At 65.7% G+C, this 13,940-nt stretch carries 8 protein-coding genes, 2 tRNA genes and 1 pseudogene; 7 read left to right on the top strand and 4 right to left on the bottom strand.

What is annotated here, in order from left to right:
* Positions 1 to 264: 264 nt before the first annotated feature.
* Complete coding sequence (locus HU729_RS22495) at positions 265 to 4,293, bottom strand: bifunctional nitrate reductase/sulfite reductase flavoprotein subunit alpha (protein ID WP_186711600.1); 4,029 nt, start codon at positions 4,291 to 4,293, stop codon at positions 265 to 267.
* A 337-nt stretch (positions 4,294 to 4,630) separates the two neighbouring features.
* On the opposite strand from HU729_RS22495, the gene HU729_RS22490 reads away from it, so the two are divergent.
* The 4 genes from HU729_RS22490 to HU729_RS22475 all read left to right on the top strand — a co-directional run bounded on the left by HU729_RS22490 (position 4,631) and on the right by HU729_RS22475 (position 9,044).
* Positions 4,631 to 4,834, top strand: coding sequence for a ParD-like family protein (locus HU729_RS22490; protein WP_054890915.1), 204 nt, complete (start codon positions 4,631 to 4,633; stop codon positions 4,832 to 4,834).
* Entirely contained in the window at positions 4,831 to 5,607 is a 777-nt protein-coding gene (map, locus tag HU729_RS22485) for a type I methionyl aminopeptidase (protein ID WP_186711599.1), read from the top strand. Before HU729_RS22490 ends, map begins: the two co-directional genes overlap by 4 nt.
* A 69-nt stretch (positions 5,608 to 5,676) precedes the next feature.
* Positions 5,677 to 6,369, top strand: a complete 693-nt coding sequence (locus HU729_RS22480) for a DUF1266 domain-containing protein (protein WP_186667097.1) — start codon at positions 5,677 to 5,679, stop codon at positions 6,367 to 6,369.
* Positions 6,366 to 9,044 carry a DUF805 domain-containing protein gene (locus tag HU729_RS22475; RefSeq protein ID WP_186667099.1) on the top strand — a complete coding sequence of 893 codons (2,679 nt, stop codon included), beginning with the start codon at positions 6,366 to 6,368 and terminating at the stop codon, positions 9,042 to 9,044. The genes HU729_RS22480 and HU729_RS22475 overlap by 4 nt, the downstream gene beginning before the upstream one ends.
* Here the strand turns inward: HU729_RS22475 and HU729_RS22470 are convergent, their stop codons facing one another.
* Positions 9,045 to 10,751: a molecular chaperone HscC gene (locus HU729_RS22470; protein WP_186667102.1), complete on the bottom strand. Its 1,707-nt coding sequence runs from the start codon at positions 10,749 to 10,751 to the stop codon at positions 9,045 to 9,047.
* Between the two features lie 267 nt (positions 10,752 to 11,018).
* On the opposite strand from HU729_RS22470, the pseudogene HU729_RS22465 reads away from it, so the two are divergent.
* Positions 11,019 to 11,368: pseudogene (locus tag HU729_RS22465) on the top strand (hypothetical protein).
* 131 nt (positions 11,369 to 11,499) lie between these two features.
* On the opposite strand, the gene HU729_RS22460 reads toward HU729_RS22465, so the two are convergent.
* Both HU729_RS22460 and HU729_RS22455 read right to left on the bottom strand, forming a co-directional pair.
* Positions 11,500 to 11,576, bottom strand: a tRNA-Asp gene (locus HU729_RS22460).
* Positions 11,577 to 11,589: 13 nt separating this feature from the next.
* Positions 11,590 to 11,665, bottom strand: a tRNA-Val gene (locus HU729_RS22455).
* A 185-nt stretch (positions 11,666 to 11,850) separates the two neighbouring features.
* On the opposite strand from HU729_RS22455, the gene rdgC reads away from it, so the two are divergent.
* Entirely contained in the window at positions 11,851 to 12,771 is a 921-nt protein-coding gene (gene rdgC, locus HU729_RS22450) for a recombination-associated protein RdgC (protein ID WP_054890921.1), read from the top strand.
* Between the two features lie 120 nt (positions 12,772 to 12,891).
* Entirely contained in the window at positions 12,892 to 13,857 is a 966-nt protein-coding gene (locus HU729_RS22445) for a bile acid:sodium symporter family protein (RefSeq protein ID WP_186711598.1), read from the top strand.
* The last annotated feature ends 83 nt before the right edge of the window (positions 13,858 to 13,940 follow it).

Genomic DNA, 13,940 nt, shown 5'->3' with positions numbered 1-13,940 from the left:
CCTGGAGCCGAAGCTCCAGGCGCCTTTGCCTGTACTCATCAGTGTGAGGCCCCTGTTGATCGCCGTTGATCAGTGGGGCTGTGTTGTAAACCGTTGAAAGCAGGGAGCGTGCCAAGGTCGGAATGGGTGCTGGCGCTGTCGGGTTGCAAGCCCGCTCCTGCGGGGTATGCAGCGTTGCGCGACCTGTGGCAGCGGGCGTGTCCGGCGACAGCGCCGCACGCGGCAACGCCTCAAGCCGGTGCACCCCTCCCCATCCCGGTGCACTCAATACACATCGCGTCGATAACGCTTGTTCTTGCCCAATCCCTCGACATAAGCCGCTGCCGCCTCGGCGCTCATCCGCCCGTGCTCGGCCACGACCTGGCGCAACGCAGCATCGACATCCTTGGCCATGCGCTGGGCATCGCCGCAGATGTAGAAGTACGCCCCTGCCTCCAGCCACTGCCACAGCTCGGCGCCCTGTTCGAGCATGCGCTGCTGCACGTACAGCTTCTCGGCCTGGTCACGCGAGAACGCCGTGCTCAAGCGCAGATGACCGCTGGCCTCCCAGGCCTGCAACTGCTCGCGGTAATAGAAATCGAAGGCAGCATGCTGCTCACCGAAGAACAGCCAGTTGCCGCCGGTCGCACCGCGGGCTTCGCGCTCTTCGAGAAAGGCTCGGAACGGCGCGATACCCGTGCCAGGGCCGACCATGATGAGCGGTGTAGCATCGTCGTCCGGCAGTCGGAAATGCCGCGCGACCTGCGGGAAGATCGCCACCTCCAGCGCTTCGGCGCGGTCGGCGAGGAAGCTTGAACTCACGCCCTTGCGCTGGCCATAGCGCACAGTTGAAACGGTCAGGTGCACCTGCTGCGGATGGGCCTTGGGGCTGGAGCTGATCGAGTACATGCGTGGCTGCAACGGCTTGAGCAGGGCCAACCAGTTTTCCAGTGACAGTTGCGGCGCGAATGCCGCGAGCACATCGGCCAACTGCCGCCCCCACAGCCACTCCTTGAGTTCGGCCTTGTGCTCGGGCAGCAGCAGCCGACGCAGTTCACCTGCCTGCGGCGCCTGGCTGAAGGCGGCAAGCTGCTGCGACGTGACCCGGGCGATCTCCAGATGCCGCTCCATCGCCTCGGCCAACGGCATCGTCGGCAAGTCGGGCAGTTGCACGCACGTCTGGCCATCGAGCCCCATCAGGCCGAGCAGCTCCTGGACCAGCGCCGGGCAGTTGCGCGGCCAGACACCCAGCGCATCGCCTGCCTCGTAGACCAGCCCGGTGCCTTGCAGGTCGAACACCACCTGGCGTGTCTCCTTGGTCGCTCCGGGCGCATTGAGCACACGGTTCTCGATGATGGGAGCCAGGCAGGGTTGCTGCTTGCCGAACACCCGCGCCGGCGGGGGTATGACGGGCGCTTCGGCCGTCGGCCCGAGCAGCGGCAGCAACGCCTGCAGCCAGGCGGCGAACGATGGGTCGAAGTCCGGTTCGCAATCGACCCGATCGAGCAGACGTCGGCCGCCCAGTTCAGCCAGGCGCTGGTCGAGCTTGCGGCCAAAGCCGCAGAACTGGTCGTAGCTGGAGTCACCCAGCGCCAGCACGGCGAAGGGCAGTGCCGCACACTGCGCCCCCTCCTCGCCCTGCAGCGCCTGCCAGAACGCCGAAGCGCAGTCAGGCGCATCGCCGTCACCAAAGGTGCTGGTGATCAGCAGCACGCTGGCGGCGCCACGCAATTGGCCGGGGCTGACTGCATCCATGCAGCTCAGCTCGACCGCCAGGCCCGCTTCGCGCAGATGGGCCGCACAGCGCTCGGCCAGCACCTCGCCATTGCCGGTCTGCGAGGCCCACAGCACCCGATGCCGGGCGACCTCAGCCATGGCGACCGGCGCCACCACCGGCTGGGCGAACAGGCCGGCGATCAAGCCATCGACGAACAGCCGACTGGCGGGCGCCAGCGGCGCACCGGGCGGCAGGCTGGGCACACCCGGTGTACGCGCCTGCCCAAGGCCGAGCAGGAAGCCCTGCAGGTAATGACGCTCCTCGTCAGCCAGGACGGGGGCCGGCAGGCTGTCCAGGCCGAGCAGGCGAGACAGGGTGTCGGTGGGCATGGTGGCAGGCTCCGTAGGGATCGCGCAGGGCAGCTCGAGTGCCTCGATGCGTTCGCCCGCAACCCGCTCCAGGGTCACGGCGCAATGCTTGAAGGCCGGTTGCAGGGAAGTTGGATCGACGGCGTCGCAGGTCACGGCGTTGATCGCCAGTTGCTCGCCATACAGGTCGTTCCAGTGAAAAGGGGCAAAGCAGTTGCCGACCAGCACCCGCTCGCTGATGCGTGCCGGCAGCACGGCCTGGCCGCGGCGCGAGCGAATCGCCACCTGGTCCTTGTCGGCGATGCCCAGGCGTCGGGCGTCCTGCGGATTAATCTCGACGAAGGGACCGGGCTCGAGCTTGTTCAGGCTCGGCACCTTGCCGGTCTTGGTCAGGGTGTGCCACTGGTGCTGCACGCGGCCGGTGTTGAGCACCAGCGGAAAGTCGGCATCCGGCAGCTCGGCCGGCGCCAGCCAGGGCCGGGCGAAGAACCGCGCCTTGCCACTGGGCGTGGGAAAGGCCAGCGCGGGTCGCTCGCCTTGGGCGTCATGCAGCAGCGCCTGGCTGCTGCCGTCGTTGAGATAGCGCAGCGGGCTGCGGTCGTCCGCGCGTCCGGGGGCGCTTGGCCACTGGCGCGGTTTGTCGCGTAGCTCGGCGTAGCCGATGCCGCGCAGGTCATAGCCGGTGGCGGGGTTCCAGAAACGGCGGATCTCGTCGTACACCGCTTCGGCATCGGCATAGCTGAACGCCTCGGCATAGCCCATGGCACAGGCGATGCGGGCAATGATGCGCCAATCCTCAAGGCTTTCGCCGGGCGCTGCGACTGCACGCGGCATCAGGGTGAGGTTGCGCTCGCTGTTGATCATCACACCCTCGCCCTCGGCCCACAGCGCGGCAGGCAGGAGGATATCGGCATGGCGGTTGGTCTCGGTGTCGAGGAAAGCGTCCTGGGCGATCACCAACTGCGCCTCGTGCAGGCCGTCGATCACCTGTTGGCGGTTGGCGACGCTGGCCACCGGGTTGCTGCAGATGATCCAGCAGGCCTTCACTTCCCCGGCCTTCATCTGCTCGAACAGCGCCACCGTGCCTTCACCGCCTTCACTGCGCAGCGCGCCCGGCGCCAGGCCCCACTGCTGCTCGACAAAAGCACGGTCGCCCGCCACCTGCGCCGAACGCTGGCCCGGCAGGCCTGGGCCCATGTAGCCCATTTCACGGCCGCCCATGGCGTTGGGCTGGCCGGTCAGCGAGAACGGTCCGCTGCCAGGACGGCAGATCGCGCCGGTGGCCAGGTGCAGGTTGCACAGCGCGTTGCTGTGCCAGGTGCCATGGATGCTCTGGTTGAGGCCCATGGTCCAGCAGCTCATCCACTCCGACGCCCCGCCGATCCAGGCAGCCGCCTGGCGGATATCGGCCTCGGCAAGGCCGGTCAGGGCCGCGACCCGCTCGGGGGTATAGTCGGCGAGAAAGGCCGGCATGTCGTCCCAGCCCTCGGTGTGGCGGGCGATGAAATCGCTGTCGGTGTGGCCGTTCTCGTGCAGCAGGTAGAGCAAGCCGTTGAGCAGGGCCAGATCACTGCCCGGGCGCACCTGTAGGAACAGGTCGGCCTTGTCGGCGGTGGCACTGCGGCGCGGGTCGACGACAATCAGCCTGGCCCCGGCCTTGACTCGGTCGAGCAGGCGCAGGAACAGGATCGGATGACAGTCGGCCATGTTGGCGCCAATGACGAAGAACACCTCGGCACGCTCGAAATCCTGGTAGCTGCCCGGCGGGCCGTCGGCGCCCAGCGACTGCTTGTAGCCGCTGCCGGCACTGGCCATGCACAGCCGCGAGTTGGACTCGATATGGCGCGTGCGGATAAAGCCCTTGGCCAGCTTGTTGGCCAGGTACTGAGCCTCCAGCGACATCTGCCCTGACACATAGAGCGCCACGGCATCCGGCCCGTGCTGGTCGATGATCGCGCGCAGGCGCGCGGCCGATTGCGCAATGGCCTCGTCCATGCCCGTGCGCACCGGCTGCTGGCTGCGCTGCTGGCGCAAGAAAGCGTGCTCCATGCGCCCGGCAGCGGACAGTGGCAGGTGTGCGGTGAGGCCCTTGGTGCACAGGCGTCCGAAGTTGCTCGGGTGCTGCTTGTCGCCGCTGACCTTGGTGACCTTGCCCTCGGCCACGGTCATGACGATGCCGCACCCGACCCCGCAATACGGGCAAACGCTGCGCACCTCGCTGCTGCTCATGGGCGGTCTCCCTGAAAACGCAAAAGGCGCCGGCTACCCGGCCTGCAGGGCAAGCGGGTAACACGGCGCCTTTGTCGTGAAGATGTAGGGCCCCTCGGCGTTGAGGGGTCCGGATGCAGCTGAATCAGCAATTTGCGGGCCAGTTGCGCGATGGCGGTGGCCATGTCGCGGACAAACCCGCGCCCACAGGCCTGCGCAGCCCACAGGGGGCGGGTCGACCCGCGAAAACATCGACGCGATATCCGCCCCGTCTTGATGCCCCCGCGCACCAGAAGATGACACGACGCCCAACCGACTATATGATCCGCATACGTTTCATATACCAGGAAGACTCCCCATGGGCATCGTCAAGATCTGCGACGACCTCCACGAAGACCTGCGCATCGCCAGCGCCGCGATGTCGCGCTCGATCAACGCCCAGGCCGAACACTGGATCCGCATCGGCATGCTTGCCGAACTGCATCCCCAGGCCACTTACCAGGAACTGCTGCGCCAACTGTTGCGTCAGGAACAAGCGAATCTCAAGGAGCTGCTGCAATGAGCGAGGTGATACTCAAGAACCCGGAGCAGCTGGCACTGATGCGCAGGGCCGGGCAGTTGCTGGCACAGGTGTTCGCCGACCTCGACGGTTTCATCCGCGCCGGGGTGACCACAATGCAGATCAACGACCGCGCCGAAGCCTTCATCGTCGAGACGCTCAAGGCGCGCCCGGCGAGCAAGGGCCAGTACGGCTTCCCCTATTCGCTGAACACCTCGGTGGACCAGGTCGTCTGCCATGGCATGCCCAAGGTTGACGAGGTGCTGCAGGAAGGCTCGATCATCAACATCGACATCACCCTGGAACAGGGCGGCTACATTGCCGACTCGTCGAAGATGTACCGCATCGGCGCAATCAGCGAGGAAGCCCGGCGCCTGGTCGACACCACCTACGAGGCGCTGTGGAAAGGCATCGAACAGGTGCGCCCCGGCGCCACCCTGGGCGATATCGGCCACGCCATCCAGCAGTTCGCCGAGGCGGCGGGCTACAGCGTGGTGCGCGAGTACTGCGGCCACGGCATCGGCCGGCAGATGCACGAAGCGCCGCAGGTGCTGCACTACGGCCAACGCGGCATGGGCCTGAAACTCAAGCCGGGGATGGTGTTCACCATCGAGCCGATGATCAACCAGGGCGCCCGCGGCACACGCACGCTGAAAGATGGCTGGACGGTGATCACCCGCGATGGCGGGCTGTCGGCGCAGTGGGAGCACACGGTCGCGGTGACCGAGCAGGGCTATGAAGTGCTGACGCTGCGAGCGGAAGAAGGCCGGCGTTGAGGCCTGCGTAGACGGCCCCCTTGCTGCCTCTCTACAATCGCGCCACACCCCTCGCCCCGGACACTCTTCATGGACGAATCCGCACAGCATTGGCTGCACGCCCTCTCCGCCCCGATGGCCGCACTCAACGGTGCCAGCTACACCGCCGCCGAGTACTTCGAAGGCGAAGACCAGACCGACCTGGAAAGCGGCTGGGGCATCAGCACCCGTGCCCAGTTGCTCGACGTGCTCGGCATGGCCGACAACGGCCACGCCAGCGAGATGAGCAACGCCTACTGGCAGTTCCAGCGCTGCCTGCCAAGCCAGTGGCAGGCGCTGCTCGCAACCCTGACGCCACGTGACCGGGTCAAGTACAGCTACGCCGCACGCACCTTTCCCGACTGCGGCCCGGGCGGAACCCGCGCCTGGGACATCGGACGCATGAGTTTTCTGCTGCGCGCCGGTGTGAAGAAGGGCCATATTAGCCGCGACGAAAGCCTCTACCTGCACTATCGCCTGGCCTTGCGCGCTCGCCATTACTACAACCGCTGGGATAGCTACATCGCCGGGTATTTGTTCGGCAAGGCGCTGTGGAATGTCTCCGACAGCAGCGACGAGACCTTTGCCGCCAACCTGGAGCGCCAAGGCAACGAACACTGGAATCGCTGCATTGCCCTGAACCTGAGGATCGGCGCCAACGCGCTGCTCGCCGACCTGCCCTGGGAGCTGCCGTTGCCCGAGCCGGAACGCCCGGCATCACTGGAAGAGGACTGCTGGTCATGAGTTGCTGGATTCGCCTGGGCATCGAGCCGACCCAGGACCTCGACACCATCCGCCAGGCCTACCGCGGCCGCCTGCCGACGCACCATCCGGAAACCGACCCCGAAGGCTTCCAGGCCCTGCGCGCCGCCTACGAAGAAGCGCAGCGCCTGGCCCGTGAACACGCCGAAACCGGCGCGGCACCCGAGCAGCAAGCAGCCGACGGGCAGAGCGAAGCGTCCACCAGCGAAGCCTTCGAGGCGTTCCATGCACTGCTCGAAGACTCCACTCGCCGTTACGAACCCCAAGCCTGGCAGGACTACATCGCCCAGCTCGACGAACTGCCCCTGGAGCAACTGGAAGACCTCAGCTGGCGACTGCTGCACAACCTGCGCAACTGCGGACCGATCTCGTACCAGTGCGCGCGCCTGCTGGCCCGGCGCATGGGCTGGGCCGAGCAGTTGCTGCGCCTGGCGCCGGAGGATGCCCAGGAGATAGAAGCCTTCCTGCAACGCATCGAGGAGCCCGATCCGTTCGACACCCGCCTGATGCACAGCTGGTCGCCCGCCGCGCAACTGGAAACCCTTTGGTACTTCCGCAGCCTTGGCTACTACCATCAGGAGCGCCCGCTGTTCGAGTACGCACAGTTCGCCGGGTACCACACCTGCGTGGCGTTCCCTGACGACGAACACCTGGTCCAGCGTCTGACCGAACAGTTCAGCCAGGTCGGCATCGGCAGCCTCACCCTGCATGCACGCCTGCAGTTGCAGCACCAGCAGGCGCCGGACGATGTCGACCTGCTGTTCCTGCTGGCCCGCCAGGCCGACGCCCTGGGCGCCGAGCAGCAAGCCCTGGACTGCTGGCTACGGCTGTGGCGCGAACATCGCCACCCGCAGGCCGAACGCTGGCTGCTCGACCTCTGCGCACGCTACCAGCCGCAACGCCTGCCCCTGCTGATCCAGGCCCTCGACCAGCAGAGCACACCCGAGACCTGGCCCGCCGACCTGGCCGATCCGGCACAGGTCTTGGGCAGCCCGGCACAGTCGCCGCAGACACTGGCGCGCTGGTCCGAAGCCTCGCGCCTGGGCCTTGAGGGCATCGCCGCCACCTACATCGACTGGCGCCTGGACGGCGACGACGAACTGCCGCTGCTCGCCTGGCTGTTGCCCAACCAGGAAGATCGCGAACTGCACCGCCGCTACTGGCAGGCCTGGGCCCTGCAACGCGGTGAAGCCGGCTTGCTGCGCACCATTGTCGATGAGCGCCTGGGCAACGACCCGCTCGATGCCTTGATCCTCGAGGGCTTCCAGCGCCAGGCTGCGCAGCAACTGCATTGGCTCGAACACTCACCGGTGGCGCGTGCATTGGCGGAGTACTGCGCACGTGACGAGGGGCCTGTGGAACTGCCAGAGGCGCTCAAGTCCGACGCACTGCACCCGGCCTGCCGCGAGTGGCTGCGGCGCATGCGGGTCTATTCGCCCCGAGCGCTGGGCGAGCTGAACGAGCATTTCGACATGCGCCGCATGTTCACCGTGCCGTTCGGCCTGGTGCTGATGGAAGAACTGGCACTGAACGGCATTGAGCTGCCGCCGATGGTCGAGGGCGAAGCGCTGTGGAACTGGCATCGCCAGCAGTTGTTCATGCTGGCCACGGCGCAACAGCCGCAACGCTGGCTGGACCTGGCGCCACCGCAACTGGCCGCCCAGCTCACCTACCCGAGCGACCATCCGTTCGCCCCCCTGCACAAGGTGCTGATCGCCCGTCAGGCTCAGTTCAACGAACACAATGCCCTGCTCGGCTGGATGGACGATCGCGACCCGATGCAGGCCCTGGTTGCCAGCCGCCTGCAAACCCTGGGCTACGTGTTCGGCAGCACTCGCCTGCCCGGCGCGGTCCGCCTGCTCGAATGCCTGGAGGAAGACGTTGGCACCCTCGACGACCACCCACTGGGCTACATGCTGCTGTGCGCCGTGCTGTACCACGACCCCGAGCTCGATGCTCAACAGCGCGCCCGCTTGCGCGATCGCCTCGAGGCACTGAACAACGACAGCCCCTGGTTCGCTCCGCTGCGCGACGGCCTGATCGCCGGCAAGGTCAAACGCCCGCCGCGCCAAGCGGTGGAGCAGGAAGAGAAGGTCGACGGCAAGCTGCTCAACGAGATCCTCGACGCCTTCAATCACCTAGTCAAATCCGCATCCCCGCCAGGCACCCGCGCCTTGATGCGCCTGCAGAAAGCCAAGGACGATCCGGACCAGGACACCGGCCTGCGCTGCGCCAGCATGGCGATACTGGCCCGCGCCGAGCGTCTGCTGATGGCTCGCGTCAGCCAGAAGCCGGTGCCCTCCTGGGCGTTCTGGCGCCTGGACAGCCGTCTCAATCGCAGCGACCTGATCGCCCACGTGATCGTGCTGCTGCTGGCGGGCACGGTGCTGACCACCGCGACCAAGAGCCCGATGCTCTGGACCCTTGTCGTATTGCTGCTGTTGACATCCTTCCTGCGGCGCTTGCGCGACTTGGGCCAGGGCGTCTGGGCACTGGTGGGGTTGCTGGCCGTCAGCCGCCTGCTGCCATTCGCACCGCTGCTTCTGGTGGGGCTACCCGGCGACAAGCTGGCCAACCGCTATGGCCCTTCACCGGACGACCCCGATCAGTTGCAACTGGGCCTGCAAGTGGCCCTGCGGCGCCTGAACCATCCCTGATCAGTAGCGCAGCTCGTCCAGCGCCTGGCTCAATTGCTGGCGCTGGCGACTGATCTCGCTGGCCTGCTGGCCAGCGAGCACGGCATTGAAGGCATCCAGCCAACTGCCGATAAGGTCGCGCTCATCCCCCAGGCTCTGCATCCAGGCGCGCTCCAGGCGAGCCAGCAGGGTGCGGTTGGGCAAGGCGTCGCGCGGGTGAATCTTCAATCTCGCCAGGCGCTCGTGGCTGGCCTGGCGGGCGTCGCTGTCCAGCCCGGTCGGGCTGCGGTCGATGCTGTGGCTGTGCTTGTGCCCGGTTTCGAGGAACGTCACGTCCACTTCGAGCAGGCCATTGATGTCGTAGCTGAAGCGCACATCCAGCGACTGCACCTGGCCGGTCGGCTGCAATGGAATCTCGAAGCTGTCGACCAGAATGTTGTCGCGCACCCATGGCCGCTCGCCCTGGTACACGGCGATGCGCACCACTTTCTGTTCCGGATGGCTGCTGTAGAAGCGCTGCACACGCGAGGTGGGGATCACCGTGTTGCGTTCGATGATCGGGGTAAAGGCTCCGGACACTTCCTCGCCACGGGACGAGGCGACCCCCAGGGTGTAAGGACAGACGTCGGTCAGGATCAACTCGTCGATCGCCGAATCCCGCGCCTTGCAGGCTGCCTGGCTGGCGGCGCCAAGAGCGACGATGGTGTCCGGATCGAGGTGGCGATACGGCAGGCGGCCGAACAGCTTGGCAACCAGTTGCTGGATCTGCGGCATGCGCGTGGCCCCACCGACCAGCACCAGGCTGTCCAGTTCGCGCGGGCTCAGGCGCGCATCACGCAGGGCCTGCTCGATGGGGGTCCGTACCCGTGCCAGCAACGGCGCCCAGATCGACTGCAACCGGGCCTGGTCGAGCACCCATTCGCGGGCCTGGCCATCGCCGCTCCAGTTCAGGGTGCGGCTGCCCTCGCCCACCTCGCGTTTCAGCTGCTCGATCGCATCATGCAGGCTCGACAGCGCCTGGGGCTCCAGGGCTTCGGCACTGAGGTTCCAGTCGCGCAGGCAGGCATTGAGCAAGGCCTCGGTGAAATCCTCGCCCCCCAGATAGTTGTCACCGGTTGAAGCATGCACTTCGATCAGCGGCAAGGCGTATTCCAGCACAGTGACGTCGAAGGTCCCGCCGCCCAGGTCGAACACCAGGGTGCGCTCGAACTTCTGCTCGTGCAGCCCGTAGGCCATGGCGGCCGCGGTCGGCTCGTTGATCAGGCGCTGCACTTTCAGCCCCGCCAGCTCCGCAGCGAAGACCGTGCGCTTGCGCTGTTCGTCGCTGAAATAGGCCGGCACCGAGATCACCGCTTCGCTGACCGGGCACCCCAGATACGCTTCGGCATCCTGCTTCAACGCGCCCAGCACCAGGGCCGAGAGCTCTTCGGGGGTGAAACGGTGCTCGCCGAGCTCGAAGCGCTTGTCACTGCCCATGTAGCGCTTGAAGGCCGCAGCGGTGCGATGGGGATGGGTGGTCAGCCGGGCGCGGGCAGCGCTGCCCACCAGGATGCTGCCATCGTCGTCGACGCTGACCACCGACGGCGTCAGCACCTCGCCCACGGCGTTGGCGATCAGCTGCGCCTTGCCGTCCTGCCAGACTGCGATAAGGCTGTTGGTGGTCCCCAGGTCGATACCCAGCAGTGGGGTCGACGGCGTGGGCGTTGGAGAGGTGCTGGCATCCTGCATGGTCGGTCTCTGCTTGCAAGGTAGAGCCGGCGCGCGGCCTGCTGGCTGCATCCGGCGTGTAGGGGGATTCTGACGCAATGGGCCAGCGAGTTGAAGGCGTAGATGCGAACCCGGCGTGCCTGCTGACCCAGGGCGGCATGAGGGACGGGAAAAATATTCATCGAACACGGGAATAGAAGCCGACACCGAGGCGTTGTTCCTGCATGGCCGATGCATAAAGCCATCATTCCCCCGAACAGATTCGAATAACCGCCAGAGGTATCTCTCATGTTGAAGAAAAGCGCACTCGTTCTTTCATTGGCTCTGACCTGCGTGTCTGGCCTGGCCTTAGCGGACGCCCCCGCGAAGGTCGGCGACAGCGCCCTTGGCAAGGTCCTGGTCGACAGCAAAGGCCTGACCCTCTACACCTTCACCAAGGACAGCGCTGGCAAGTCGGCGTGCAACGGTCAATGTGCGCAGAATTGGCCGCCGATGGCTACAGCGTGATTACCCGTGACGACGGCAGCAAGCAGTGGGCTTACAAAGACCAGCCACTGTACAGTTGGGTCAAGGATCAGAAGCCGGGCGATACCACCGGCGAAGGTGTCGGCCAGGTCTGGCACGTGGCCAAACCCTGAAGCTGAAACGCCCCGGGGACTGTCGACCGACAGCCCCCGGGGCGTTTTGCGAGGCACAAACAAAAAAAGCGACCCTAAGGTCGCTTTCTTTGTGGCTTCCGGGTGTTCAGTGGGCCCTGGAAGCTGGAATATGGCGCAGCGGACGGGACTCGAACCCGCGACCCCCGGCGTGACAGGCCGGTATTCTAACCGACTGAACTACCGCTGCGCTATACATCGAGTGGTGGGTGATGACGGGATCGAACCGCCGACCCTCTGCTTGTAAGGCAGATGCTCTCCCGGCTGAGCTAATCACCCTTCGTCTCGGTGTGGCGCGCATTCTACGGAGGACCCTGTACCCTGGCAAGCACTTTTTTCAAATTTTTTATCTGATCTTTCAAAGACCTATGAATAAGTCACTGCTGGCCCTCTGACAGGGTTGGCCTGCAACCACTGCTCGGAGAATAATGCCCGCCTTATGCATTAAGGAGAGATTCCCCCTCATGTGGTTCAAGAACCTGCTGACCTACCGCCTGACCCAGGATGTCCCGTTCGAGCCTGAAGCGCTGGAGACCGCCCTGGCCAGCAAGCCGGCCCGCCCCTGCGCCAGCCAGGAGCTGACCACTTACGGCTTCGTCGCTCCGTTCGGCAAGGGCGAAGACGCTCCCCTGGTGCACGTCAGCGGTGAATTCCTGTTGATTGCCGCACGCAAGGAAGAACGTATCCTGCCCAGCAGCGTGGTCAACGATGCGGTCAAGGAGAAGGTCGAAGAGATCGAGACCGAGCAGATGCGCAAGGTCTACAAGAAGGAACGCGACCAGATCAAGGACGAGATCATCCAGGCCTTCCTGCCGCGTGCTTTCATCCGCCGCTCGATGATCTTCGCTGCCATCGCCCCGCGCCAGGGCCTGATCCTGGTCAACTCGGCCAGCGCCAAGCGCGCCGAAGACCTGCTCTCCACGCTACGTGAAGTCATGGGTTCGCTGCCGGTGCGCCCGGCCACCGTGAAGATCGCCCCGACCGCGACCATGACCGACTGGGTCAAGTCGCAGCAGCCTGCCGAAGGCTTCTATCCACTGGATGAATGCGAGCTGCGCGACACCGCCGAAGACGGTGGCATCGTGCGCTGCAAGCGCCAGGACCTGGCCAGCGAGGAAATCCAGTTGCACCTGAGCACCGGCAAGCTGGTCACGCAACTGGCCCTGGCCTGGCAGGACAAACTGTCGTTCGTGCTCGACGACAAGATGGTGATCAAGCGCCTGAAATTCGAGGAACTGCTGCAGGAGCAGGCCGAGCAGGATGGTGGCGACGAAGCCGCGCAACAGTTCGACGCAAGCTTCCTGTTGATGATGATGACCCTCAACGAATTCCTGCCGGTGCTGTTCGAGGCCCTGGGTGGGGAAGAGATTCCGCAGGGGGTCTGATTCAAGTTGAAGGGCCGGTGCTGGGGTGGTTGTGTTGTCGCCAGTACCGACCTCTTCGCGGGCAAGCCCGCGAAGAGGTCAGTGAATGCCACAAAGCTATAAATAGAAAAGGAATCCCCCATGCGTGCCCTCGCCGCCTTCAGCCGTTTCGTCGGTAACACCTTCGCCCTCTGGGTCCTGGTGTTCGCCTGCCTGGCCTACCTGCAACCGCAATGGTTCATCGCCCTGAAGGTGGCCATCGTGCCGCTGCTGGGGCTGGTGATGTTCGGCATGGGGCTTACGCTCAAGCTCGACGATTTCGCCGCCCTCGCCCGTCAACCCTGGCGCGTGGCGCTGGGGGTGGTGGCGCATTTCGTGATCATGCCGGGCGTTGCCTGGCTGCTGTGCCAACTGTTTCACCTGCCACCGGAAATCGCCGTGGGCGTGATCCTGGTCGGCTGCTGCCCGAGCGGCACCGCCTCGAACGTGATGGTCTGGCTGTCCAAGGGCGACCTGGCACTGGCTGTGGCCATCGCCGCAGTAACCACCCTGCTCGCCCCCTTGCTGACCCCGGCGCTGATCTGGTTCCTGGCCTCGGCCTGGCTGCCCGTCTCGTTCATGGACATGTTCTGGTCGATCCTGCAGTTGGTGATGCTGCCGATCGTGCTCGGCGTGCTGGCGCAGAAGCTGCTCGGCGCGCGCGTACAGGTGGCGGTGCAGGTGCTGCCACTGGTGTCGGTGGTGAGCATCGTGATGATCGTCTGCGCGGTGGTCGCGGCCAGCCAGGCGAAGATCGCCGAGTCCGGCCTGCTGATCATGGCGGTAGTGATCCTGCACAACAGCTTCGGCTTCCTGCTGGGCTATCTGACCGGCAAGCTGTGCAAGCTGCCCCTGGCGCAGCGCAAGTCGCTGGCGCTGGAGGTGGGGATGCAGAACTCGGGCCTGGGCGCGGCCCTGGCAGCGGCGCATTTCTCACCGCTGGCGGCGGTGCCCAGCGCGCTGTTCAGTGTCTGGCACAACATTTCCGGGGCCTTGCTCTCGACCTGGTTCAGGCGCATGGAAGAGCCCCGCGGTGCTGGGGGGGAACAGGCGCAAGTCGGGCACTGAGCGGGGGTCTCTTCGCGGGCAAGCCCGCTCCCACACTCAAGACAGCTGGATACCTTGTAGGAGCGGCGGTTCGCCGCCGCGAC

The sequence above is a fragment of the Pseudomonas sp. RW10S2 genome (genome assembly GCF_014268985.1).
GTDB lineage: Bacteria > Pseudomonadota > Gammaproteobacteria > Pseudomonadales > Pseudomonadaceae > Aquipseudomonas > Aquipseudomonas wayambapalatensis.
Note: the sequence above shows the minus strand (reverse complement) of the source record. Positions and strands in the feature narration are given on the sequence as shown.

Bases quoted from the DNA above. Each gene is read 5' to 3' on its own strand.
- rdgC (WP_054890921.1), top strand. From the start codon at position 11,851: ATGTGGTTCAAGAACCTGCTGACCTACCGCCTGACCCAGGATGTCCCG.
- HU729_RS22470 (WP_186667102.1), bottom strand. From the start codon at position 10,751: ATGCAGGATGCCAGCACCTCTCCAACGCCCACGCCGTCGACCCCACTG.
- map (WP_186711599.1), top strand. From the start codon at position 4,831: ATGAGCGAGGTGATACTCAAGAACCCGGAGCAGCTGGCACTGATGCGC.
- HU729_RS22490 (WP_054890915.1), top strand. From the start codon at position 4,631: ATGGGCATCGTCAAGATCTGCGACGACCTCCACGAAGACCTGCGCATC.
- HU729_RS22495 (WP_186711600.1), bottom strand. From the start codon at position 4,293: ATGAGCAGCAGCGAGGTGCGCAGCGTTTGCCCGTATTGCGGGGTCGGG.
- HU729_RS22445 (WP_186711598.1), top strand. From the start codon at position 12,892: ATGCGTGCCCTCGCCGCCTTCAGCCGTTTCGTCGGTAACACCTTCGCC.
- HU729_RS22475 (WP_186667099.1), top strand. From the start codon at position 6,366: ATGAGTTGCTGGATTCGCCTGGGCATCGAGCCGACCCAGGACCTCGAC.
- HU729_RS22480 (WP_186667097.1), top strand. From the start codon at position 5,677: ATGGACGAATCCGCACAGCATTGGCTGCACGCCCTCTCCGCCCCGATG.